Genomic DNA, 21,589 nt, shown 5'->3' on the forward strand with positions numbered 1-21,589 from the left:
CCTGCGAGTCGCGCCCCGTCGGTCAGACGGCGGCTGCCGCCCGCCGGATCGCGGTCAGCGTGCGTGCGACGTCGTCGTCGGTGGTGGACCAGTTGCTGACCGAGATTCGCATGACGCGACGGCCCTGCCAGGTGGATCCGCTGATCCAGGCAGTTCCCTCCTCCAGAAGCCGGCTCATGACCCGGTCGGTGCGCGCGTCGTCACCGAAGGTGGCGCAAACCTGGGTGAAGACAACGTCGTTGAGGACGCTCGCCCCCTCGATCGCGGCGATGCCGGCGGCGAATTCCCCGGCATGCCGGCACAAGCCGTCGACAAGGTCGGCGACCCCGTCGCGCCCCAGGGAGCGTAGGGCGGCCCACACGGGGAAGGCACGGCCGCGTCGCGAGAGTTCGGGCACCGTGTCGGCCGGATCGCCGCGCTCATCGTGGATGAGGTAAGCGCCCTTGCGGCTCATCGCCGCCCGGAGCGCCCCCGCGTCGCGTACCACAGCCAGGCCGCAGTCGTAGGGGACGTTCAGGGTTTTGTGGGCATCGGTGGCCCACGAGTCGGCGTCGGGGCACCCCGTGGTCCAGTGAGCGAGTCGGGGAGATGCCGCCGCCCACAGCCCGAAGGCGCCATCGACGTGCACCCAAGCAGAGGCCTCACGGGCGGCACCGACGGCTTGCGGGAAGGGGTCGAAGCCGCCGGAGTGCAGGTTCCCGGCCTGTAGGACCACGATCGTCGGTGCCGGCGCCTCGGTGGTCAGCGTGTGGCGTAGATCGTCCGCCCGGATGCGTCCCTGATCGTCTGTCGCCACCAGTTCGGGCTCTCCCAGACCGAGTTGGCTCAGGGCCAGGTCGATGGCGATGTGCCGCTCGGCGCCGGCGATCACGCGCACGGCGGGGGCTCCGGTCAGTCCGTCCCGGGCCACGTTCCAGCCGACGTTGCCGAGCACGGCGTCGCGCGCCGCGGCCAGACAGGCGAAGTTGGCCATGGTGGCGCCGGTTGTGAAGCCGACGCCGGAAGCCGGGGGCAGGTCGAGCAGATCGAGCAGCCACGCGCCGGCGATGTCCTCTGCCGCCGCACAGGCGGGCGAGACGGCCCGCATCACACAGTTCTGGTCCCAGGCGCTGACCAGCCAGTCGGCGGCGAGGGCGGCGGGGAGGCTGCCCCCGACGACGAAGCCGTAGAAGCGGCCTCCAGGGAAGGCGGTCAGACCGGGCTCGCAGGCCGTGGCGAGCAGGTCGACGACATCGGCGGGAGAGGTGGGGCCGTCGGGCAGACCGGGGCCCAGAGCGCGGACGATCTCCTCGGCCGGGGCGCGGGCGGGTACGGGTCGGTCGGAGAGCCCGGCCAGCCAGCGCACCGCGTGTTCGTACGCCCTGTGGAGCGCCATTTCCCGCGCGTCCATACCCAGACTATGAAACCGGCGTCCCCGGCACGCAACCCGGCACCGAGCGCCGGCCGTCGTCGGATCGATGAGGGTCGGGCCACCACGCCGCCGACGCGCCCTGCCGCCCTGAGGGCCGCCTGACACCGCGACGCCGGCGATCCGGTGGCGCTACGAGTGGGTTCCGAGCGTGGTCATACGCCGAACCGGGGACAGCGCGATCGGGATCCACACACCGGCAAGGCAGGCGGCCGAGGCACCCAGGGCCCATCGGATGCCACAGGTGGTGGCCACGGCACCCGCTGTTGCGGACCCGAGCGCGACAGCGCCGGTGAAGAGCACGCGCATGGTGCCGTTGACCCGTGCCATGAGGCCGGCGGGGGTGACGTGCTGCCGGAAGGTCGTCATCAGGACGGAGTCGAAGCCGACTTTGAGCATGATCAGCGCCCACCCGACCGCTGCGAGGGGGGCGGGCACGGGTCGGCCGAGCAGAGGGATGGCGAAGGCCAGGGGTGCGACCGCGATCCCGACGAGCAGGACGGCTCGGCCCGCACCAAGCTTGTCGGCCAGCCGTACGGCTGTCATGGCGCCGATCAAGCCACCGACACCGCCGGCCCCGAGGAACATTCCGAGAGACCCCTCACTCCAGCCGAGTTCAGTCAGGGTGAGCACCGGGAGCAGGATCATCACGCCGGCGGAGCCGATGTTGACCATGGCACCGGAGATCGCCACGGTACGGAGGACGGGCTGGCGGGCGACGAACATGACGCCCTCGCCGATCTCGTGCAGGAGGCGCCGTCGGGGGCCGGAACCGGCCGGACGCTCGTGCGTGGTCAGCGTGGACAGCCATCCCGCGGACCACAGGTATCCCGCAGCCACGATGAGCAGCACCATGGGTGCCGTCAGCAGCCCGGCCGCCCAACCGGCCAAGGGCGGGCCCGCGATGACCGCGGTCTGGGTGATCGTGGCCAACCGCGCATTGGTGTGGCCGAGCAAGGCGCCGGGAGCCAGGTCCTTGACGAAGCTCTGGGTGCCCAGGTCGAAGAACACTGTCGCCACACCCTGAACCAGCACGACCGCCAGCAGGTGGGTCATCGTCAGACGCCCGAACCACGCGGCAATCGGCACGGTCATGAGCGCAGCCGCCCGCACCAGGTCCGCGCCGATCATGACCGGACGGCGCCGCACCCGGTCCAGCCAGGCGCCGACGGGCAATCCGAGGATCACGAAGGGCAGTGTCATCGCGGTCCGCAAGAGCGATGTCCCTCCCGCCCCCGCGTTCAGAACGGTGACCGCCGTCAACGGAACGGCCACCTGCCCCATCTGGGCACCCCACAACGCGACTCCGGAGGCCGTGAGATACCGAGCTCGGCCCCGCGGATCGGTCGCCGGTCCCGTAGCGGTTGCTACTGCTGTCTCTGTCATGGCAGGCAGCCTCCGGGACGCGGCTCCCGGCCTCAATGGATTCACGCTAGAGTGAATCCTCGTGGCGTCGACGCTCACCTTGTCCTTGAGTACGGCCGATCTGAGCCAGTTGCGCTGGGCCGTCTCGCCGGCCTGGGAGCTGTTGGCGTCCATCAGGACTCTGACCCGGCCGGCGAGCCACGTGATCCACATGCCATGGCTGTCCGACCACCGCCATGACCCGCTCCTCACCGGACCTGGGATTCCCTCAGCGCGCGACATCACCGCCGGCCCGATGAACTTGCTTCCAGGGTTCCTCGCGCCCACTCCGCTGTCGCCCCTGACCGCGCTCGACGACGAACTCGACGAGGTGCGCCGCACCCCCGCCCATGTCGTCCGCCGCGACCTGGCCGCAGCGTTCGGCGAGGATCTGCCGGCCAGCCTGGCACCGATGCTCCGCGCTCCCCGACGGGAACTGCAAGCGATCGTGGGTGACTTGCGTCGGTACTGGCAGCGCACCCTGGCCCCGGCCTGGCCGAAGATCCGAGCCCTGCTGGAGTCCGACATTCACTACCGGGCGCGCTCGCTGACCGAGCGCGGACCGGCGGCGATGTTCGCGGACTTCCACCCCGATCTGACCTTCGACCAGGCCACCGGAACCCTGCAGATCACCAGCCGACAGGCAGGACTTCTCGATCCGCATCGCTCGCTCGAAGGACGCGGTTTGGTCCTGGTGCCGTCGGCGTTCGCGTGGCCGAGGCTCTACTTCAAGACGTCAGCGCCTTGGATCCCCGTGATCCGCTATCCCGTCCGTGGCATCGGCTCCCTCTGGGAAACACCCGCCGACACCACCGACTTGGCGCCCGTGTTCGGCTCCACCCGCGCCATGCTCCTCAATCTCCTCGAAACCCCGGCCAGTACGTTGGAACTTGCCGCACGGACCGGACTGGCTCCTGGCGGTGTATCCGCACACCTGCACAAGCTCGCCCAAGCCGGCCTCATCGCACCCCACCGAACAGGCCGCGTCGTGCTCTATGCCCGAACTGCCCGAGGTGAAGGCCTGTACCGCTGAGGCCGGCCGACCTGGCGATTCCCGAGTCGCAGCGGGAACTCGATGCCCTTGCAGCGACGCACTACCAGATGCCTCCGCCCCCGCAGCTTCAACGCCCCAGCCATGCCCACGAGATGGGGCCGCTCAGCGCCTCGCGCCACACGCCTTACGGTCGCTCACACGCAGCCAGCCTCTCCGCGTTGCCATGCTGGCCCGAGTACCCCGCTCCGATCGTCGTGACCGCGCCCGGCGGAAGGGTGACGCACGGTCCGGTTGCCCCGTCCAGATAGACGACCCTCACGCTGACCGTGTCCGCACAGTGGTTGGCAGCGGTGACATACCGCCAGCTCTCGTGCATCTCCACGCACGCCGGGGCGGGCCCGAGCGTCCCGTCCTGTGCGACCGCGGATGCGGGCGGGCTGAACGGAAGGCATAAAGCTGTGACGGCCACGGCGGATATAGCGGCTCGTTTCATCCAAGTATGCATAGTTTGCACTCCTCACCGTTTCAAGCGAACTGTGTTTGTAGTGAAGGGAATTGAAGCCAGATACGCCTTCAAGTCTTCACAAGCTGAAGACTTCTGTGGAGCCTGGCGAAGTACAAGTCGATGAAGTGCTCTTTCGGACAGCCCGCCCGTTGCGGACCCGAATCCCTCCGACCGGTGCGGATGCCGTCCTGGGGACGTCCGTAGGCCAGATGACAGTTCAACCATTCAGTGGTCCCGGGCTCTGGACACGGCAACCGGGCAGGCCAGAGGCCACCGACACCACCTGACGGGCCGCGCGTTGCAAGCGTTGTGAGGGTGACCGACGCCATAGCTGGCCTGAAGTGAACGCCCCCACTACGCTGCTGCTCGACAGCTCAACAGGGGGCACGGAGTTGCAGGCACCGATACCGCAGCACGGCGACGTGAATGACCGGCTGGTGGCGACCGTCACGGTGACACGGGACCTGGACGCCGTTCGGGCGTGCCTGGAAGCCGACGCCGATCCGAACACTCCGGCGCCCGACGGCCTCCCGCTGCTCTGCACCGCCGTGGCCCGATTCGACCACGAGAGCGTCGAGGCGCTGACGGACGGCGGCGCGAACCCCGACCTCGAGCTGCCGGACGGTACGACCCCGCTGCTGCGGGCCGTTGACCTCGGTTCCCCGGCCCTGGTCGATGCTGCACTCGGTAAGGATCCCGCGCTGCGGCTCTCCAAGGCCGAGCAGCAGCGCCTGCTCGACTGCGCCCGGCACTGGTGCGAGGCCGGCGAGGCCGACGAACTACGCAACCGCACGCGGGGTTCCGGCCCGGTCACCCGGCGCCGGATAACGGACGCCGAGTTCACCGACGTCGAGGAGGTCTCCCTGGGCGGGCTCACTGTCCGAGCCGGCCACAGCGCGATCCTCACCTCGCTGGAGCGGACGTTCGGTGTCCTGCCGCCGGTGGCGGAGCTGGTGGCACGAGCCATCCCGTACCCGGAGGAGACCCACGTCAACTGGTTCGCCCCCAGCTACGTCCTCGCCCACCGCCGGAGCGCACAGGCATGGTCCGACCTGGCTGCGCTGCGCCACCACGCCGATCCCGTCCACCGCCGATTCCTCGCCGGTGTCCTGTGGCACCGGATTCTCCTGGCGGGTACCCGCCCTCGCCAGGACACCGACAGGGACGTCGAGTTCCTGGCGCAGTGGGCGCTCGACGAGTCGGACGGCCACGTGCTCGCCAAGGTTCTGGATGCCTACACGGGCTGGGACCACGCCGGGCAGGAAGCCATCGGCCTCCGGTACGCCGGCCACCCGGACCCGCGTGTACGCCGCGAGGTGCCGTACTGCCTCCTACAGTGGCGAACTTCGCCGAACGAGACGGTCACCCGTACCCTGTTCGCCCTGGCACGCGACCCCGATGCCGCGGTACGAGCCGCCGTCGCCCGGGTCCTCGCCGGCCCGCACGAGCTGTCACCCCCGACTCGGGACTGCCTGCTCACCCTGATCCGCGACACCGACCACGGCGTCCGGGCCGCTGCCGCTGAAGCACTCTCCGGCTGCCACGACCGGACGCCCGCTGTCATGGACGCCTTCGCCGCCCTGCTCGACGAGGACAGTCAAATCCTACGGCTGGAGGCTGCCTATGCCTTCGCCCGCCGCGACGACCCTCGCACCGAGCAGGCCTACGAACGTGTCGGCCCCCTCGGCCCCGGCTTCGAACATGATCACCGCGTGTCCGCCCACTGGTACTACCGCCGGAGCGGCCGGGCCGACCAGACCTGAGGGGCTGGGCCGAGGCCGGCGTGGTCTGGTCCGGCCTGGCAGGAGGAGTCGTTGGCGGCGCAGCGCTGCCGCGGTCGTCCCTCCGCGGAGAGCGCGCTGCGGCTCGTCCCGTCCTCTCACCTCAATCACCGCACACACTGACCGCCACACGCGAACTGGGCCATGACACTCTTCGACCGCGCACTCATTGAAGCTCCCACCGCCGTCTACGCGCGCCTGCGCGATGCCGCCGCGGTCCACCACACGTCCACCCCGGACAATGAGCCGGTGTGGGTGATCACCCGCTACCGCGAGGCCCGCGCCGCGCTGGCGGATGGACGGCTGTCGCTGGACAAGGCGAACGCGAGAGTGGGCGGCGCGTATCAGTCGTCCATGCCGCCCGAGCTCGACGCGCATCTGCTCAACATGGACCCGCCCGACCACACCCGGCTGCGCCGCCTCATCTCCAGAGCCTTCACGCCGCGACGGATCGAAGCACTGCGCGACCGGATACAGGCCATGGCGGACGCCCTCGTCGTCACGCAGACAGGGCTTACGCAGACAGGGCATACGCAAACAGGGCCCACGCAGACAGCGCCACACATCGACCTCATGCAAGCCCTGGCCCTCCCACTTCCCATGGGCGTCATCTGCGAATTGCTCGGCATTCCGGCGGGCAACCACCATGACTTCAGGGCCTGGACCGACACCCTGCTCTCCCCTGCGCCCGGCTCGGCGGGCGACTCACGCGCCGCGATGCGCCAGATGCACGAGTTCCTGACCGGCGTCATCCAGGACAAGCGCGACCATCCGGCCGATGATCTTTTGTCCGTTCTCACCCACGCCCGAGACGACGGTGAGTTCCTCACCGAGCAGGAACTACTGTCCCTCGCCTTCCTCACCCTCTTCGCCGGCTACGACAACGCCGTCCACCTCATCGGCAACGCCGTGCTCGGGCTGCTTCTGCACCCGCAGCTCATGGACCAGGTCCGGCGACGCTCCATGCCCATCAGAGCGGTGATCGAAGAAACGCTGCGCTGGAACCCGCCCTTCCCGCTGGGCGTGCGCCGGTTCGCCCTGGAGGACGTCGCCGTCGGGGACACCGTCATCCCGGCCGGTGGCCGCGTCTGGATCTCCATCGCCTCGGCGAACCGGGACGAACGCGAGTTCCCCGCGCCCGGCGATTTCGTCGCGGGCCGCCCAACTGCCCATCTGGCCTTCGGCCACGGGATCCACTACTGCCTCGGCGCCCCACTTGCGCGTCTGGAGGCGGAGATCGCCATCGGCTCCCTGCTCGACCACTTCCCCACCCTCGAGCTCGCCGTGCCGGTCGAGGAACTGTCCTGGTGGCCCTCCTTCAACAAACGCGGACTGCGCAGCCTGCCCGTACGGACGCGCCCGCTCGAGTCGGGCCTCGGCTGAAGTCCGCCCCTACTGCGAGGAGTCGTAGGGCTGGAGCAGTTGGTCGACGGGGGCGTGGTCGTCGGTCAGTACTTGAGCATCGCCGGTCCAGGAGGTGACGTCGTCACCGGTGGCGATCTTCCAACCGGTCTGCCTGGCGTCCAGTGTCTCCTGGGTCGCTCGTAGGTCGACCGGACGGTGGGAGGCGAGTACCACCAGGTTGCCGCCCTCGGGGGTGGCGGTAGGGTCGAGGCCGATGTCGGTGGGGTCTGCGATCACGGCCACGTGCTTGAAAATCGCGCTGAGCGTGGCCACTTCGGCACGCGCGAAGGCCATGTCACCGTGATCGATGAGGTTCGCGACGTACAGCCCGTCCTCGTCCAGCACCCGCCGTACATCGGTCATCGCTTCGACCGTGGTGAGGTGCCACGGCACGCTCACGCCACCGAAGGCGTCACCGACGACCAGGTCGCGGCTGCCTGCCCCAAGTCGCCGCAGGCCCAGCCTGCCGTCCTCGGCGCGTACCGCGATCCCCGCTTCCGCTCTGAGACCGAGTCGCTCGCGGTTGATGCGTACGACCCCTTTGTCGATCTCGGACACGGCGCTGCGCGTCCCGGGCCGGGTGACCGCGAGATAGCGGGGAACGGTGAGCCCGCCGCCGCCGAGGTGATGGGCCTTGAGTGGCTGGCCTTCGGGGAAGGCGGCATCGACCACCGACGCGATGGCGCGCACGTACTTGAACTTCAGGAAGGTGGGGTCGTCGATGTCCACGTAGGAGTGGTTGAGTCCGTCGAGAACAAGGGTGCGACCGCCGTTTCTGTCGGGGTCCGCGACGACTCGTGCGCAGTGGTACTTGGTCTCCGTGTCGCAGCCACCGGGCGCGACCGTGGTGGCGAGGCCGCCGACCAGGATCACCAGGGCGAGGGCAGGGGTGCCGCTCCACCCTCGGGTTCGCCACTCGATCAGCGCCGAGCCGACCACCAGCAGCGTTCCGAGGCCGATCAGTATGCCGCTCACCGGCAGCCGCGACACGAGAACGAAGCCGGTGAGGACCGTGCCGACGATGGCGCCGACCGTGCCGACGCCGGACAGCCGACCGACCACCGTTCCGGTTTCGGCGAGGCTGGTCAGACGCAGCTTCGTCACGATCGGCGTCACCGCGGAGAGCAGCGCGCCGGGTACGAGGATGGTCAGCGAGGCGATCAGCAGAAGCGTCGCCGGCGCCCACTGGGCTGTCGTGCGCAGCACCACCGGGGTGAGCGCGACGACCGCTCCCGACAGTCCGAGCGCCGGCCCGAGCAGTCGGCGCGGATTGACCTGGTCGGCGATACGCCCACCGAACCAGGAGCCGAGGGCGATCGCGGTGAGGGCGATGCCGATCACCATCGTGCTGGTCTCGAGGGTGAGGCCGAGGTAGGGGGCCAGCAGCCGCAGAGCGACGATCTCGACCACCAGGACGGCGGCCGAGGATCCGAACACGAGGACGGCCGCCGTACGGGCGCCCAGGCCATCCGCGCGAGGGGTGCCCTGAGCGGCAGGCGACGAAGACAATCCGGTCACGGACGACATCCTTGCATGCCGTTCATCGACCAAAATCCAGATGTGCCAGTCGATTTCGCCCGGCGGGGCCGACGACAGATTGGAACCGCTGGTGCAGGACGCCGGGGTTCGCTGGATGTCCGCCGCACTGCGGCCGGGATGGCGTGCGAAGTCGCCCCCGATCCATCCCCGTCACGGTGAACGCATGGTCGTCACGTATCGAGCCCGTCCTCAGGATGACCGAACAAACGGCTCGCATTCGCGTTGAGCCGCGCGAAGCCCTCGACCATCTGTGCGGCCACTCGCCACTCGTATCTCTGCTCCCCCGGCTGGAACTCCCAGCGGTGAAAGGCGAGTCCGGTGAATTCCTCGCTCACCGCCGCCCCCGGCTGCCGGCGCCGCAGAAAGAACCAGAGTCGGGTTCTGACACTCCACCGGCCGTCGGGCAGCGCGACGGGCTCATCGATCTGCTGCACCTCATGGGACTCGTCGAAGAACTCCGAGCGGGCCTCGATGAATTCGCGCAGGCCATCGCTCCCCTGCCAGACATGGCCGTCGACGAACCCGGTGCGGAAATCAGCGGTCAGGATCTCCTCCCGCATCACCTCGGCCGGGGCATGGCCCTGCAAGGCGACGAAGTACCGCTCGATGGTGTCCATCATCACCGGTGTCAGGAAGGGCTCCGGCACGACAGCCTCCGGGCGTCATTCACCAGGTCACTTTCATCGTCGTGGCGTCCGACCGGGCCCGCAACCCGGTACGGACGGGTACGAACGGGCGAGACGGCACACGCCGCGCCGTCTGTGTGCCGGTTTCGCACCTCCCGCCCGGTCCGGCCCAGGACTCTGTCCGGAGATCTTCAAGCGCGTCGCGTACAACCGCGGACGGGTCTTGATGGTCTGGCATATGCCATCACCGCGCCCCGCGGATCATGGCACTCCCAATGGCCCGGGACACCGCGCGGTGTCCCCGCATGCACTGGAGAACGCCGCATGCCCACACGCGTACGCATCGCCATGGCCACGGCCGCGGCGGCCGGACTGACCAGCCACCTGCTGACGGTCGGCGCCGGAACCGCCACCGCCGCAGGTTCCGGGCTGCAAGGCGACTTCAACGGCGACGGCTACCGTGACATCGCCGTCTCCGCTCCGCTCGCCCATGTCGGTGGCAAGGCCGGGGCCGGTCAGATCGCCGTCATGTACGGCTCGGCGAGCGGTCTCAAGGCCACCAGTCGCACCCTCCTCAGCCAGAACTCCACCGGCATCCCGGGCACCGCCGAGACGAACGACATGTTCGGGGCCGCCACGGCGGCCGGAGACTTCAACGGCGACGGCTACGCCGACCTCGCCGTCGGCACGCCCGGCGAGGATGTCGGCAGCGACAGCGACGGCGGCGCCGTCACCATCGTCTGGGGCAAGGCCGCCGGTCTGGCGGGCGGCACCACCGTCGCCGACCCGAACGTCTCGGGTCACGACAAGTTCGGGCAGTCGCTGGCCACCGGCGACTTCGACCCGGACGGCAGGACGGACCTCGCGGTGGGCGGTACCTCCGACAAGGTCTGGATCTTCAGGGGCGGCTTCACCACCTCCGGCGGCAACGCCGGCAAGTACTACGCCACGCCGAACATCCTCAAGGCGAGCAACGCCGGGGCCTTCGAGCTGACCACCGGTGACTTCAACGGCAGCGGCGGCGACGATCTGATCGTGGGCGGCTTCGACGCCGACACCAGCTACCGAACCAACGTCCTCATCTACGCCTCGCCGACCGGCACCAAGCTGGACAGCGGTTCCCAGGAGGACCTGGCGCCCGGCATCATCACCGGCACCGGAGACCTCAACGGAGACGGCAAGGACGACGTCGTCATGGGCGCGCCCTGGGACGACGGCATTTCCGGAGCCGTCAAGGGCGGCAAGATCAGCATCATCTACGGCAACAACTACAGCTCGTACAAGATCAACTCCATTGGTCAGGACACCGCCGGCGTCCCCAGCGTCGCCGAGACCGGGGACCGCTTCGGCCACGAGGTGTCCGTCGGTGACATCAACGGCGACGGGTACGCCGACATCGCGGTCGGAGCGCCCGCCGAAAACCTCACCACGACCGGCACCTCGGTCATCGACACCGGGGCGGTCACCGTTCTGTACGGATCCGCTTCCGGCGCCACCGGCACCGGCAGCCAGTACCTCCACCAGGACACGAGCGGTGTGCCCGGCGGCAATGAGAAGTCCGACTACTTCGGCGGCGAGGTCTTCCTCACCGACGTCAACGGCGACGACAAGGCCGACCTGACCATCGGCGCGAACGGGGAGAACGACTGGAACGGCACCGCCGTCAGCCTTCTCTCCAACGGCACCGTCATCGGCACCGCGGGCGCCGCCTCCTTCGGCCCGTCCACGGTCGGTGTCTCCACCAGCGGCCACCCGGAGTTCGGCAGCATCATCACCGGCTGACCGAGCGCCTGCCGGGTCGTGACGGGATAGGCGGCGGAGGGGATTCCGTTCGGTGAAGAGGTGATCGTGGCCGCGCCGGGGACAGAGAGGACGATGCCGACGCGGCCAGTGATCACTTGTCGCCGGTCCTCTTCACCTCATCACGCACGGCGCGAAGAGAGCGAATGGCAGCGATCACCTTCTGTGAGAGTGCCGGTACCTGGTCAAAGAGGTGCCCGAGGACAGCGACACCCCCCGCGACCGAGGCCACGGCGATACTCACCCAACCCGCAAGTTCCATTGAGCGCCTTCCAGAGATCGATACGGAGCCGCCGGGAGGGCTTCCCGGTCCCCCGTGGGATGCAGCCCTTCGCACCGGCCGTCCGCCAACGATCTCGAGAGGCAACTACCTGGATCTACGCGTCACTTGAGAGTACCGGACAAACGTAAAGGCAAGGAGAGTCTTCTCCTTGCCACTCTCAACCTATAGCTCACCGTGGGGCTTGCCGCAAGACCCGGGGCGTGGCGCAGAATCGGCGGTCGCTGCCACAGCCCGCGGAGTTGCGGCAGGCCGCCAGGGCGAAACACGCCCGGCGAGAGGTGCGACGGAGTTGGAGGCGCCGGTGCTTCGATCGGCCACAGCGGTGCAACGGAGCACGGCTGCCTCGGAGGTGGGGCGATGATCAACCAGTACGTCGTGGACCTGGAAGAGGTTGACGAAACACAGGTCGCGGTCGTCGGCGGCAAGGGTGCGCACCTGGGCGCGCTGTCGCGGATCGAAGGCATCAGTGTGCCGGGAGGCTTTTGCGTCACGACGGCCGCATTCCGGCGGATCATGGCGCTGGCGCCGTCGATCGACGATCGGCTCGATCGGTTGTCGCGCGTGGACCCGGACGACCTGAAGGCGATCCGCACAGTCAGCGCGCAGATCCGCCGGACCATCGAGGCGATCGCCGTCCCGGACGATCTCGCGGTGGCGATCACCCGCGCGCTCGCCCAGCTCGGCGAGAAGGCCGTCTGTGCCGTCCGGTCCAGCGCGACGGCCGAGGACCTGCCGACGGCCTCCTTCGCCGGTCAGCAGGACACCTACTTGAACGTCGTGGGTTCGGCCGCGATCCTCCAGCACGTCAGCCGGTGCTGGGCCTCGCTGTTCACCGAGCGGGCCGTGACGTACCGGCTGCGCAACGGCATCGACCACCGTACGGTCCACATGGCCGTGGTCGTGCAGCGGATGGTCTTCCCGTATGCGGCCGGCATCCTGTTCACCGCCGACCCCGTCACGGGCAACCGGAAGGTCGCCACCGTGGACGCCGGGTTCGGCCTCGGCGAGGCCATGGTCTCCGGCTTGGTGAACGCAGATGTCTTCAAGGTGCGGCACGGTGAGGTCGTCGCGAGGACGATCGCCGCCAAACAGCGTGCCGTTCACCCCCTGCCGACCGGCGGTACGCAGGAAGTGGCGATCGACCCCGAGCGGCAGGAGCAACCGGCGCTGACGGATGCGCAGGTCGTACGGCTCGTGCGGCTCGGGCGGCGGATCGAAGCCCACTTCGGCCGGCCTCAGGACATCGAATGGTGCCTGGCCGATGATGAATTCCAGATCGTGCAGAGCCGCCCGATCACGACGCTGTTCCCGATCCCCGAGACCGACGACCAGGAGAATCATGTCTACGTCTCCGTCGGTCACGGGCAGATGATGACCGACCCCATGAAGCCCTTGGGGCTCTCCATGTGGCAGCTGACGGCCATGGTGCCGATGCACGAGGCCGGGGGGAGGCTGTTCGTCGACGTCACCCGGCGCCTGGCCTCCCCCACGAGCCGCGCCGGCCTGCTGGACGTCCTGGGGCGAGGCGATCCGTTGACCAGGGACGCGCTGGAGACCGTCCTCGACCGCGGCGACTTCATCCCCTCGCTGCCGGACGCGGAGCCCGGCGTACCGCCGACCGCCCGCGCGTCCACAGCCGCCCCCGCCCCGATCGAGACGGATCCGGCCGTCGTCACGGGGCTGATCGAGCGCAGCCAGGAGTCCGTCGCCGTTCTGGAGCGCGGCATCCGGACGAAGACCGGCCCGGCGTTGTTCGACTTCCTGCTGGAGGCCTTCGAGGAGCACAAGCGATTCCTCGGTGATCCGCTGAGCATGCAGGCGATCATGGCGGGGATGGACGCCACGTGGTGGCTCAACGACAAGCTCCAGGAGTGGTTGGGCGAGAAGAACGCCGCTGACACGCTCACGCTGTCCGCCCCCGACAACATCACCTCGGAGATGGGACTGGCACTGCTCGAGGTCGCCGATGTGATCCGCCCTTGTCCGGAGGTGGTGGCTTTCCTGCGGGGCGTCGAGGACGAGGGGTTCCTGGACGAGTTGCCGAAACTCCCGGGCGGGTCCGAAGCGCGCGATGCCATCGAGGCGTATCTCGACCGGTACGGCATGCGCTGCGTCGGCGAGATCGACATCACGAGGCCACGCTGGCGTGAGCGACCCAGCACGCTCGTGCCCGTGATCCTCGACAATGTCAAGAACTTCGAGCCGGGTGCCGCCGAGCGCCGCTTCGAGCAAGGGCTGCGAAAGGCACAGAAGAAGGAAGAGGACGTCCTGGCACGCCTGCGGGCCCTTCCGGACGGGGAGCGGAAGGCCGACGAGGCCAAGCGGATGATCGACCGGGTCAGGACCTTCATCGGGTACCGCGAGTACCCGAAGTACGGGATCATCAGCCGCTACTTCGTCTACAAGCAGGCCCTGCTCGGGGAGGCGGAACGCCTCGTGCAGGCCGGCGTGATGCGTGAGCGCGAGGACATCTTCTACCTCACGTTCCAGGAACTCCACGAGGTCGTGCGCTCGTACGAGGTGGACCACGAGCTCATCGAGCGGCGCAAGGAGGCGTTTTGCTCGTACCACGCGCTCACACCGCCCAGGGTGCTCACCTCGGACGGTGAGGCCGTCACCGGCGCGTACCGGCGCGACGACGTCCCGGCCGGCGCCCTGGTGGGTCTGCCGGTGTCCGCCGGGACCGTCGAGGGGAGGGCCCGGGTCGTCCTGGACATGGCGGAGGCCGATCTCGAAGCGGGCGACATTCTGGTCACGCCCTTCACGGACCCCAGTTGGTCACCGTTGTTCGTCGGCATCGCGGGTCTGGTGACGGAGGTGGGGGGCCTGATGACCCATGGCGCGGTGATCGCCCGGGAGTACGGTCTGCCGGCCGTTGTGGGCGTGGAACAGGCCACCCGGTTGATCCGGGACGGTCAGCGAATCCGTGTGCACGGAACCGACGGGTTCGTCGAGATGCTTCCTTGACGTCATGTCACATGCGCGGTGCCGTGACGCGTCGGCGGTCTTACGATCCGTACCCGCGTCACGGTCCCCGTCGTGCTGCGGCGGCGGAAGGGCCCGGCAAGGCTATGCGGCTCGGGTGAGTTCGGCGCGGCCGAACAAGAGCGCGTAACCGGAGGGGAGTTCGCGCAGGATGCGGGTGAGGAGGTCGGCGCCGGCCAGGTCCGCGACAGCGCTGAGGACGGAGCCGGTGTCCCAGCGGGTGGTGGCCGGGGTGGCGCCGCTGCGGGCGGCGAGGTCCTTCACGAAGGCCCACCCGGTGAGCGGACGGGTGTCGGGGATCTGTTCGGTGAGGATGCGTGCGGCTTCGAAGGGGAGGCGGGCAGCCAGTTCGACGCGTTCGTCGCCGGTCAGCTGGCGTCCGAGTCCTGCCAGGACCAGGCGGACGGCTTCTGCTGCTCTCTCACGGGTGGGGTAGGCGCCTTCGTAGCGGACCTTCTCCAGCATCTGCTCGTACGTCGTCGCGGGCGTGTGCCGGAGGGGTGGACGCCGGTCGGCCATCACTGTGGTGGTTGCCTTTCCTTCGTCGGTTGCATGTCGTGTGTCGTTGTTCAGCCGGGAGCCGGGAGCCTGCGGCTGTGGGCCGTCCCGCCGGGTATGTCGGCGGGGCCGCCGCCGACTGGGCGCTCACCTCGCCTATGAGGGGAGCGCCCAGCAGGGGGGAGCACCACGCGGGGCGGGCCGCGGTGTGGGCGGCGGAGCGGCTGTGCCTGTCCTCCGCCGTTGAGCAGCCCCGCGTCGCGTGGCTCAGCCGGAGATCTGCTTGCGGTCGGATCCCCCGCCGATGGTGATCTTGCGCGGCTTGGCGCGCTCGGCGATCGGGATGCGCAGGGTGAGCACCCCGGCCTCGTAGTCGGCCTTGATGTGCTCGGTGTCCAGCGTGTCGGCGAGCACGATCTGGCGGGAGAAGGCCCCCAGCGGACGCTCCGACAGTTCCATCTGCACGTTGTCCGTCTTCGCCATGGGCCGGCGCTCGGCCTTGACGGTCAGCATGTTGCGTTCGACGTCGATGTCGATCGCCTCCGGGCTGACGCCGGGGAGGTCGAAGGCCACCACGTACTCATCCCCCTCGCGGTACGCGTCCATCGCCATCGTGGCCGGCCGCGACCAGGTCCCCGGGCCCATCAGCTGCTGCGCCAGTCGGTCGAGGTCACGGAAGGGGTCGGTGCGCATCAACATCGCGAAACACCTCCAGCAGGTTCGGGCAGTTGCTGCCAATGCGCTTCACTGAAACTGTTGTAGCATGTCATCCATTGGATGACAAACCCGGTGTCGTCCGGTCGACGACATCACGAGGAAGGTGCCCATGACAGCGTCCGATCAGCCGGCCGCCTCTTCCGGCGCCGACGCCCAGAGCCCGGCTTCGTTTCTCGCCGCCGCGGCGGCCCTGCACACCATGGACGACGCGCTGCGCACGGCTCAGCGGCACGCCCCCGGTGCCCTGGATGCCGAGACCGGTCCGGAGCAGGCCCTGGCTTCTCTGCTGCTGCTCCGCCAGATTCGCGAGCAGCTCGCCGGCTGGGAAACCGGCCTGATCGAAACGGCCCGCCACGCGGGGGCCAGCTGGGCCGACCTGGCCCATCCCCTCGGCGTCGCCAGCCGCCAGGCCGCCGAACGCCGATACCTGCGCAACCGGCCCGGCCCGGCCGGAACCACCGCCGAACAACGCGTCCAGGCCACCCGGGAACGCCGCGCCGCTGAGCGCACCACCGCCACCTGGGCCCGCCATCACGCCGCCGACCTGCGCAGCATCGCCGGCCAGATCACCGCCCTCACCGACCTCCCCACCAGCGCCCGCGCCCCGCTCGATCAACTCCACGCGGCTCTCGCCCACGATGACCCCACCGCGCTCATCCACCCCCTCAACGCCACCCGCCCCCATCTGGAGGCCACCCACCCCGACCTCGCCGCCCGCCTCGATGCCCTCGCCGAGGCGGCCGGTAAATACCGCGAGTCGTGATGAGTCCTGCCAGGTCTGGCGGTCGTACTGTCAAAGCCGGTACCGAGGAGGACTTCTGATGCGCAGTGTGACCTACTCGATGGGCGTCTCACTCGATGGCTACATCGTCGGGCCGGACGGCAACTTCGACTGGACGGCGCCCGACGACGAGGTTTTTCGCTTCTGGATCGACGACATCCGACAGGTGGGCGTTCACCTGCTGGGGCGACGGTTGTACGAGACGATGCTGTACTGGGAGACCGCCGACCAGGATCCATCGCTCGACGACGCGATGCTCGAATGGACCGGCCTGTGGAAGCCGCTCCCGAAGGTCGTGTTCTCCAGGACTCTGTCGGAGGTGCAGGGCAATGCCCGTCTGGCCTCCGGGGGCGTGGCTGAGGAGATCGAGCGGTTGCGAGCCGAGCCGGGCGAGGGCGAGATCGCGATCGGCGGCGCGACCCTCGCCGCCGAGGCCGCCGCGTCGGGTCTGATCGACGAGTACCGGGCCATGGTCCACCCGGTGCTGGTCGGCGGTGGCATTCCGTTCTTCCCCCGGGACGAGCGCCGGGTGGATCTCGAACTCGTCGAGACCCGCACCTTCAGCTCGAAATTCGTGTACGTGCGCTACCGCGTGACGCGCTAGGCGTACAGCCCCGGAGGGGCAGGGTCCGCAGGCCCGGCCCCTCCGGGCCTCCGAGCAGGCGACGGGACAGCCTTGCCCGCGCCGCCCCCCTACTTGGCGAGGATGAGCTCGGCCCTCGGCGTATCGGGGGCGGATGCGACGGTGGCGACGACGGGTGCGGCGACCACCGCTTCGGATGCGGGCACGGCCACGGGGGTGGCGATCGCGGCGACGATGGCGAGGACGGCCGTGGCCCGCAGGGTCCACTTCAGCACGGTGAAACTCCGATCTCGGCGTGGATGAAATGCCCCTTGATCGTCGCCGCCCGACCCGCACCCGGGCGTCATCCGAAAGGCGCGACCGTATCCGCCGCACGGGGGAGGCGGACCGCCGCGAGGATCGGGCTTCACACGAGCCTTGCCGCAGAGTGACGTTGAAGCCCACGGCCGCTCAGCAGGATGCTGGACCCAGCCGTCGCGCTGCTCAGGCGTCGGCCGCGTCCTCGACCGTGCCGCGCAGCTCCAGGACCCTGTCGGCCCCGGTGATCTCGCAGAGGCGCTGAAGCTGTCGGGAGGGGGCGGCCACGCGCAGGGTGCCCACTTGGTGGGTACGGATCAGCAGATTCAGGAATGTCGAGTCCGCGAAAGTGACACCCGAGGCGTCCAGGACGACCTTCGGATGCTTCCTGACCGCGGTCTCCAACGCGTCCGCCAGAGGCGCGATGGTGTCCATGTCGTAGGCGCCGTGGGCCGCCACGACCCAAGCGCCGCGCAGTTCGTACTGAAGCACCGCAGCCCCTTCCAAGTCAGGCTCACAGGCCTGTTCTGGCAACGGCATCCCGCTGGTGTGGCTCATGAACGCCGGCTTGACGGCCTGGTCCCAAGGCACCTTCGGGCTCCTTCTCTGCTTCTCCCTCACGGGAGCACGTGATCGATGTTGCCTGAAAAGTATGTCATGTATCTACGTTCAGGCAATGGTGTTCTCTAAGATGTCGAGCATGGTTGCAGTGCCCGAATCTCACACTGGATGGACGTTCATCACCAGCCACGCGCGCGTACTGGCCTCCATCGCCGACAACCCGAACGTCCGCATCCGTGACATAGCCGCCCGCTGCCGGCTCACCGAGCGTGCCGTCGCGCGGATCATCTCCGATCTCGAGCAGGACGGTTACCTCTCCCACACTCGGGACGGGCGCACGAACATCTACCGCATCGAGCCGGACAAGGTGCTGCGTCACCCGGCGGAGGCGGGGCTCTCCGTCGCTTCCCTGCTCTCGCTGCTGGTACAGGACGAGACCGAACGCATCGGGCAGCCCGCCGCTCAGTAGAGGCAGTCAGCGGGCATGCCCTGTCCCTACCGGCCGTCAGGCGTTGGCGTGTCGACGCCAGGTCGCCGTCCTGCGTGGCGCGGCGCGATGAGCGTGGGCATCCGTTCCAGCGGCTTGCTGACGACCCAGCCAAAGGGACGACAGGGACAGCAGACCGATGAAGACCATCAGCAACACCACCGACACCCACATGGGCCGGCCGCCGGGGTCCTCCCATCCCGCTGCCGCGGCCGAGGCCGCCCACATCAGGGCGCCGGCGGCGTAGAACGTGCGGATCCGGCGCAACTGCCGTAGGGCGCGTACGGATTCAGCGTGATCAGTTTCCGGTGTCATGCGGGCGCGGGTACCCCGATACGCACACAGAATCAGTCCTCGCGGGCGATGCCTGGTCCTGGCGCGCTCATCCCGCCCAGGCTCCGGCCAGGGTCAGCACCACGCTCACACCTGCGATGAGCGCCATGAACACGCGCAGCCATCCCACGATGCCGTATCCGCCGTCGATCCGTTCCGCATCGGGCGCGGCGCCGACTGCCGGGCTCGATGCCAGGAGACTGGCACAGTAAGGGCACGGCGTGGGGTCGAGCTGAGATCGGTACGCACCGTCCAGCACGGCGAAACGGTTTCTCATACGTGCTACAACTCGCGGTGGCCCATGCGGGCAACGTCCCTCGGACCCATCGCAGCCGGACCGAAACATCGGCTATCCGCCGGGCACATACCGTTGACCACTGCCAGACGATCGCCCTGCGCCGCCGATGGCTCGTGACCGCGTCGAGGCGGGCCTCACGGGCGGGGCCGCAGCGGTGAGCGCGGGGTGGGGGGCCGTCCGGCGATGTCGGTGAGCAGTCGGGTGCAGACGTCGCGCAGTTTGATGTTGATCCGCTGGGACAGCCGGCGCAGCAGATCGAAGGCTTCCTCCGCGGTGCACTGCTGCTGTTGCATGACGGCACCGATGGCCTGGTCGATCACGCTGCGGGACGCGAGCGCGGTTTGCAGGTCCTGTGTGAAGTCCTCCGCGTCGGCCAGTCGTTGCGCGAGGGCGATCCCACCGCCTGCCTGAGCGGCGAACAGCGCCAGCATCTGACGGTCACTTGCACCGAAGGCGTCGCGGTCGGCGGCGTAGAAGTTCAGCGCCCCTGCCGTGTGGCTGCGGACGGGGATCGCTACGGACAGTGAGGAGCGTATGCCCAGGTCGGCCGCGAAGCGTGGATAGGGTCCCCATCGGGTCTCCTGCAGTACGTCAGGCACATGCACCGTCTCGCCGGTGCGCAGGGCTTGCAGGCAGGGGCCGTCATCCTGGCCGTACTGCTTCTCGTCCAGCTTGTCGGCCACCCCGCCGGTGCTGACGACGGTCAGTGGGCGCTGCCGGTGTTGGATGGTCACGCCGCAGCCGTCGGCGCCGCATGCCCTGACGGCGTCATCGACCAGATGCTGAAGGAACTCTCGCAACGAGGAGGCCTCCAACAGCCAGTCGATCATGTCGGGTGTGTACTGTCTGCGGTCGGGCCGGTCCACCGTCCGTACCTCCCATCAGCGTCATCCGGCCGGGTCTCGCTGTGCGGGTACCCCCAACGCTGGGTGATGGGCACGGACACCACTGTGGAGCGCGACACACAGGTCTGACCGGAGCGCTTCGTTCGATGCGGGCGAGGCGTCCGCTCAGACGGACGACTCGACCGAGGGCCACACGCCGAACCACTGTTCGGCGCCGTACTCCTCGAACCGCTCCAGCTCGGAGAACCCCAGCTTCGCCGCGAGGCGCATCGCGCGGTCGTTGGCTGTCTGGGTGGTGAGCACCACCGGCTCGCCGGGCAGCGCGTCGGCGAACCAGTCGAGTACCGCCGCGCACGCCTCGGCGGCGTACCCGCAACCCCACGCCCGGGGCAGGAACAGGTAGCCGAGCTCGGTCTCCCCCGCCTCCGGACTTACGTGACCCGGGCCTTCTCTTTCGCGCCGACGCCGATCGAGCGTGATCATGCCGATCATCGCTCCGGCGAGGTCGACCACGAAAAGGCCAGGGCGCCGACCCGGCACCTCTGGCACCGCGCGTTCGAGCTCATCACGCGGTCGAGAGCCCCCGATGTAAGTGCCCACCTCTGGCGAGGCGAACAGTTCGAGGAACGCCGCTCGGTCTTCGGCCTCGGACTCGCGGAGCACGAGCCGTTCCGTCCTTAGCGGTGCAGGTGGCCAGGCGACAGGTCCTAAGAAGTCGGTCATGGCGGGCAAAGCTATCGCAGGCCCGTGAGAGTGATCCCGGAGAGAAGCACCCGGTCGAGGACGAGCCCTCCCGGGACCCTGCCCACGCCGACCGCACCGTGGCACCGTGACTCGGAATGTACGTTCGTACACTTACCGGGTACGCTCGTTCGCATGGCGAGGGAATACTTCGGACAGGACCCGCGTAGCAATCTGGAGCGCATGCTGGCGGGCGATCTCTATATCGCGGACGACCCGGAGATCGCCCGCAGGCAGCAGCGGGCCGTGCGGCTGTCCGGGCGCTACCAGGCCGCCTTCGCCGAGGACGCCGAGGGTGCCCGGTCGGTCCTCGCCGAATTGCTGGGCCATCTGGGCGAGGAGGCGTATGTGCGTCCGCCGTTGTACGTCGACTACGGCAGCAACATCAGCATCGGAGCCCGCACCTTCGTCAACTACAACCTGACCGCGCTGGACGTCGCGGCCATCACCATCGGCGAGGACTGCCAGATCGGCCCCGGTGTCCAGTTGCTCACCCCGACTCATCCGCTGGAGCCACAGCCGCGCCGCGACAAGCTGGAAGCCGCCAGGCCGATCAGCATCGGCGACAACGTCTGGCTCGGAGGCGGTGCCATCGTGCTTCCCGGCGTCACCATCGGGGACAACTCCGTGATCGGTGCCGGCGCGGTCGTCACCAAGGACGTTCCCGCGAACACCGTCGCCGTGGGCAACCCTGCCCGCCCCGTCCGCACCGTCTGAGC

General features: G+C 68.9%; 22 protein-coding genes. 9 read left to right on the forward strand and 13 right to left on the reverse strand.

From position 1 onward, the window contains the following. Positions 1-22: 22 nt before the first annotated feature. Both ACHBTE_RS29855 and ACHBTE_RS29860 read right to left on the reverse strand, forming a co-directional pair. On the reverse strand, positions 23-1,390 hold the full coding sequence (locus tag ACHBTE_RS29855) for a pyridoxal phosphate-dependent decarboxylase family protein (protein WP_394727703.1): 1,368 nt from the start codon (positions 1,388-1,390) through the stop codon (positions 23-25). A 150-nt stretch (positions 1,391-1,540) separates the two neighbouring features. After that, a complete protein-coding gene (locus ACHBTE_RS29860; protein WP_394727705.1) occupies positions 1,541-2,947 on the reverse strand; it encodes an MFS transporter in 1,407 nt (468 codons plus the stop codon). Here ACHBTE_RS29860 and ACHBTE_RS29865 point away from each other — a divergent pair. Further along, entirely contained in the window at positions 2,856-3,845 is a 990-nt protein-coding gene (locus ACHBTE_RS29865; protein ID WP_394727707.1) for a DUF5937 family protein, read from the forward strand. The two genes, ACHBTE_RS29860 and ACHBTE_RS29865, sit on opposite strands and share 92 nt — an antisense overlap. Before the next feature lie 145 nt (positions 3,846-3,990). Here the strand turns inward: ACHBTE_RS29865 and ACHBTE_RS29870 are convergent, their stop codons facing one another. Then, positions 3,991-4,311 carry an alpha-amylase gene (locus tag ACHBTE_RS29870; protein WP_394727709.1) on the reverse strand — a complete coding sequence of 107 codons (321 nt, stop codon included), beginning with the start codon at positions 4,309-4,311 and terminating at the stop codon, positions 3,991-3,993. A gap of 341 nt (positions 4,312-4,652) precedes the next feature. Between ACHBTE_RS29870 and ACHBTE_RS29875 the strand changes: the two genes are divergently transcribed. Beyond that, positions 4,653-6,074: a HEAT repeat domain-containing protein gene (locus ACHBTE_RS29875; protein WP_394727711.1), complete on the forward strand. Its 1,422-nt coding sequence runs from the start codon at positions 4,653-4,655 to the stop codon at positions 6,072-6,074. A 162-nt stretch (positions 6,075-6,236) separates the two neighbouring features. Next, positions 6,237-7,475 carry a cytochrome P450 gene (locus tag ACHBTE_RS29880; protein WP_394727713.1) on the forward strand — a complete coding sequence of 413 codons (1,239 nt, stop codon included), beginning with the start codon at positions 6,237-6,239 and terminating at the stop codon, positions 7,473-7,475. Between the two features lie 9 nt (positions 7,476-7,484). On the opposite strand, the gene ACHBTE_RS29885 is transcribed toward ACHBTE_RS29880, so the two are convergent. Together ACHBTE_RS29885 and ACHBTE_RS29890 are read right to left on the reverse strand one after the other, a co-directional pair. Beyond that, complete coding sequence (locus ACHBTE_RS29885) at positions 7,485-9,014, reverse strand: fused MFS/spermidine synthase (protein WP_394727715.1); 1,530 nt, start codon at positions 9,012-9,014, stop codon at positions 7,485-7,487. 191 nt (positions 9,015-9,205) lie between these two features. Further along, positions 9,206-9,682: a hypothetical protein gene (locus ACHBTE_RS29890; RefSeq protein WP_394727717.1), complete on the reverse strand. Its 477-nt coding sequence runs from the start codon at positions 9,680-9,682 to the stop codon at positions 9,206-9,208. Between the two features lie 303 nt (positions 9,683-9,985). Here ACHBTE_RS29890 and ACHBTE_RS29895 point away from each other — a divergent pair, with 303 nt between their 5' ends. Both ACHBTE_RS29895 and rph read left to right on the forward strand, forming a co-directional pair. After that, positions 9,986-11,443, forward strand: coding sequence for an FG-GAP-like repeat-containing protein (locus ACHBTE_RS29895; protein ID WP_394727719.1), 1,458 nt, complete (start codon positions 9,986-9,988; stop codon positions 11,441-11,443). A gap of 658 nt (positions 11,444-12,101) precedes the next feature. Continuing rightward, positions 12,102-14,711: a rifamycin-inactivating phosphotransferase gene (rph, locus tag ACHBTE_RS29900; RefSeq protein ID WP_394727721.1), complete on the forward strand. Its 2,610-nt coding sequence runs from the start codon at positions 12,102-12,104 to the stop codon at positions 14,709-14,711. Positions 14,712-14,813: 102 nt separating this feature from the next. Here rph and ACHBTE_RS29905 read toward each other — a convergent pair whose 3' ends face one another. Both ACHBTE_RS29905 and ACHBTE_RS29910 read right to left on the reverse strand, forming a co-directional pair. Next, positions 14,814-15,248 (reverse strand): DUF2267 domain-containing protein, encoded by a 435-nt coding sequence (locus tag ACHBTE_RS29905; protein WP_394727723.1) that lies wholly within the window; start codon positions 15,246-15,248, stop codon positions 14,814-14,816. Positions 15,249-15,494: 246 nt separating this feature from the next. Further along, positions 15,495-15,926 (reverse strand): Hsp20/alpha crystallin family protein, encoded by a 432-nt coding sequence (locus ACHBTE_RS29910; protein ID WP_394727725.1) that lies wholly within the window; start codon positions 15,924-15,926, stop codon positions 15,495-15,497. 127 nt (positions 15,927-16,053) lie between these two features. Here ACHBTE_RS29910 and ACHBTE_RS29915 point away from each other — a divergent pair, with 127 nt between their 5' ends. Both ACHBTE_RS29915 and ACHBTE_RS29920 read left to right on the forward strand, forming a co-directional pair. Further along, a complete protein-coding gene (locus ACHBTE_RS29915) occupies positions 16,054-16,707 on the forward strand; it encodes a type III effector protein (protein ID WP_394727727.1) in 654 nt (217 codons plus the stop codon). A gap of 58 nt (positions 16,708-16,765) precedes the next feature. Continuing rightward, entirely contained in the window at positions 16,766-17,329 is a 564-nt protein-coding gene (locus ACHBTE_RS29920) for a dihydrofolate reductase family protein (protein WP_394727729.1), read from the forward strand. An 89-nt stretch (positions 17,330-17,418) separates the two neighbouring features. On the opposite strand, the gene ACHBTE_RS29925 is transcribed toward ACHBTE_RS29920, so the two are convergent. Together ACHBTE_RS29925 and ACHBTE_RS29930 are read right to left on the reverse strand one after the other, a co-directional pair. Beyond that, complete coding sequence (locus tag ACHBTE_RS29925) at positions 17,419-17,583, reverse strand: hypothetical protein (protein ID WP_394727731.1); 165 nt, start codon at positions 17,581-17,583, stop codon at positions 17,419-17,421. A gap of 208 nt (positions 17,584-17,791) precedes the next feature. Then, entirely contained in the window at positions 17,792-18,097 is a 306-nt protein-coding gene (locus ACHBTE_RS29930) for an STAS domain-containing protein (RefSeq protein ID WP_394727733.1), read from the reverse strand. Positions 18,098-18,305: 208 nt separating this feature from the next. Here ACHBTE_RS29930 and ACHBTE_RS29935 point away from each other — a divergent pair, with 208 nt between their 5' ends. Next, positions 18,306-18,635: a helix-turn-helix transcriptional regulator gene (locus tag ACHBTE_RS29935; RefSeq protein ID WP_394727735.1), complete on the forward strand. Its 330-nt coding sequence runs from the start codon at positions 18,306-18,308 to the stop codon at positions 18,633-18,635. Between the two features lie 36 nt (positions 18,636-18,671). Here ACHBTE_RS29935 and ACHBTE_RS29940 read toward each other — a convergent pair whose 3' ends face one another. From ACHBTE_RS29940 to ACHBTE_RS29955, 4 genes are all read right to left on the reverse strand, one after another. After that, positions 18,672-18,968 carry a hypothetical protein gene (locus ACHBTE_RS29940; protein ID WP_394727737.1) on the reverse strand — a complete coding sequence of 99 codons (297 nt, stop codon included), beginning with the start codon at positions 18,966-18,968 and terminating at the stop codon, positions 18,672-18,674. Positions 18,969-19,035: 67 nt separating this feature from the next. Continuing rightward, positions 19,036-19,245: a hypothetical protein gene (locus ACHBTE_RS29945; RefSeq protein ID WP_394727739.1), complete on the reverse strand. Its 210-nt coding sequence runs from the start codon at positions 19,243-19,245 to the stop codon at positions 19,036-19,038. 173 nt (positions 19,246-19,418) lie between these two features. Then, positions 19,419-20,114, reverse strand: coding sequence for a GAF and ANTAR domain-containing protein (locus ACHBTE_RS29950; RefSeq protein WP_394727741.1), 696 nt, complete (start codon positions 20,112-20,114; stop codon positions 19,419-19,421). Positions 20,115-20,294: 180 nt separating this feature from the next. Then, positions 20,295-20,852: a GNAT family N-acetyltransferase gene (locus ACHBTE_RS29955; protein WP_394727743.1), complete on the reverse strand. Its 558-nt coding sequence runs from the start codon at positions 20,850-20,852 to the stop codon at positions 20,295-20,297. Positions 20,853-21,005: 153 nt separating this feature from the next. On the opposite strand from ACHBTE_RS29955, the gene ACHBTE_RS29960 reads away from it, so the two are divergent. Then, a complete protein-coding gene (locus tag ACHBTE_RS29960; RefSeq protein ID WP_394727745.1) occupies positions 21,006-21,587 on the forward strand; it encodes a sugar O-acetyltransferase in 582 nt (193 codons plus the stop codon). Positions 21,588-21,589: the final 2 nt, after the last annotated feature.

Origin of the sequence: Streptomyces sp. M41 (assembly GCF_043673425.1) — a bacterium.
Classification (GTDB): Bacteria; Actinomycetota; Actinomycetes; order Streptomycetales; family Streptomycetaceae; genus Streptomyces.

Bases quoted from the DNA above. Each gene is read 5' to 3' on its own strand.
- ACHBTE_RS29910 (WP_394727725.1), bottom strand. From the start codon at position 15,926: ATGTTGATGCGCACCGACCCCTTCCGTGACCTCGACCGACTGGCGCAG.
- rph (WP_394727721.1), top strand. From the start codon at position 12,102: ATGATCAACCAGTACGTCGTGGACCTGGAAGAGGTTGACGAAACACAG.
- ACHBTE_RS29895 (WP_394727719.1), top strand. From the start codon at position 9,986: ATGCCCACACGCGTACGCATCGCCATGGCCACGGCCGCGGCGGCCGGA.
- ACHBTE_RS29860 (WP_394727705.1), bottom strand. From the start codon at position 2,947: ATGGACGCCAACAGCTCCCAGGCCGGCGAGACGGCCCAGCGCAACTGG.
- ACHBTE_RS29920 (WP_394727729.1), top strand. From the start codon at position 16,766: ATGCGCAGTGTGACCTACTCGATGGGCGTCTCACTCGATGGCTACATC.
- ACHBTE_RS29960 (WP_394727745.1), top strand. From the start codon at position 21,006: ATGGCGAGGGAATACTTCGGACAGGACCCGCGTAGCAATCTGGAGCGC.
- ACHBTE_RS29905 (WP_394727723.1), bottom strand. From the start codon at position 15,248: ATGGCCGACCGGCGTCCACCCCTCCGGCACACGCCCGCGACGACGTAC.
- ACHBTE_RS29935 (WP_394727735.1), top strand. From the start codon at position 18,306: ATGGTTGCAGTGCCCGAATCTCACACTGGATGGACGTTCATCACCAGC.
- ACHBTE_RS29950 (WP_394727741.1), bottom strand. From the start codon at position 20,114: ATGATCGACTGGCTGTTGGAGGCCTCCTCGTTGCGAGAGTTCCTTCAG.
- ACHBTE_RS29880 (WP_394727713.1), top strand. From the start codon at position 6,237: ATGACACTCTTCGACCGCGCACTCATTGAAGCTCCCACCGCCGTCTAC.
- ACHBTE_RS29955 (WP_394727743.1), bottom strand. From the start codon at position 20,852: ATGACCGACTTCTTAGGACCTGTCGCCTGGCCACCTGCACCGCTAAGG.
- ACHBTE_RS29940 (WP_394727737.1), bottom strand. From the start codon at position 18,968: ATGACACCGGAAACTGATCACGCTGAATCCGTACGCGCCCTACGGCAG.
- ACHBTE_RS29870 (WP_394727709.1), bottom strand. From the start codon at position 4,311: ATGCATACTTGGATGAAACGAGCCGCTATATCCGCCGTGGCCGTCACA.
- ACHBTE_RS29915 (WP_394727727.1), top strand. From the start codon at position 16,054: ATGACAGCGTCCGATCAGCCGGCCGCCTCTTCCGGCGCCGACGCCCAG.
- ACHBTE_RS29855 (WP_394727703.1), bottom strand. From the start codon at position 1,390: ATGGACGCGCGGGAAATGGCGCTCCACAGGGCGTACGAACACGCGGTG.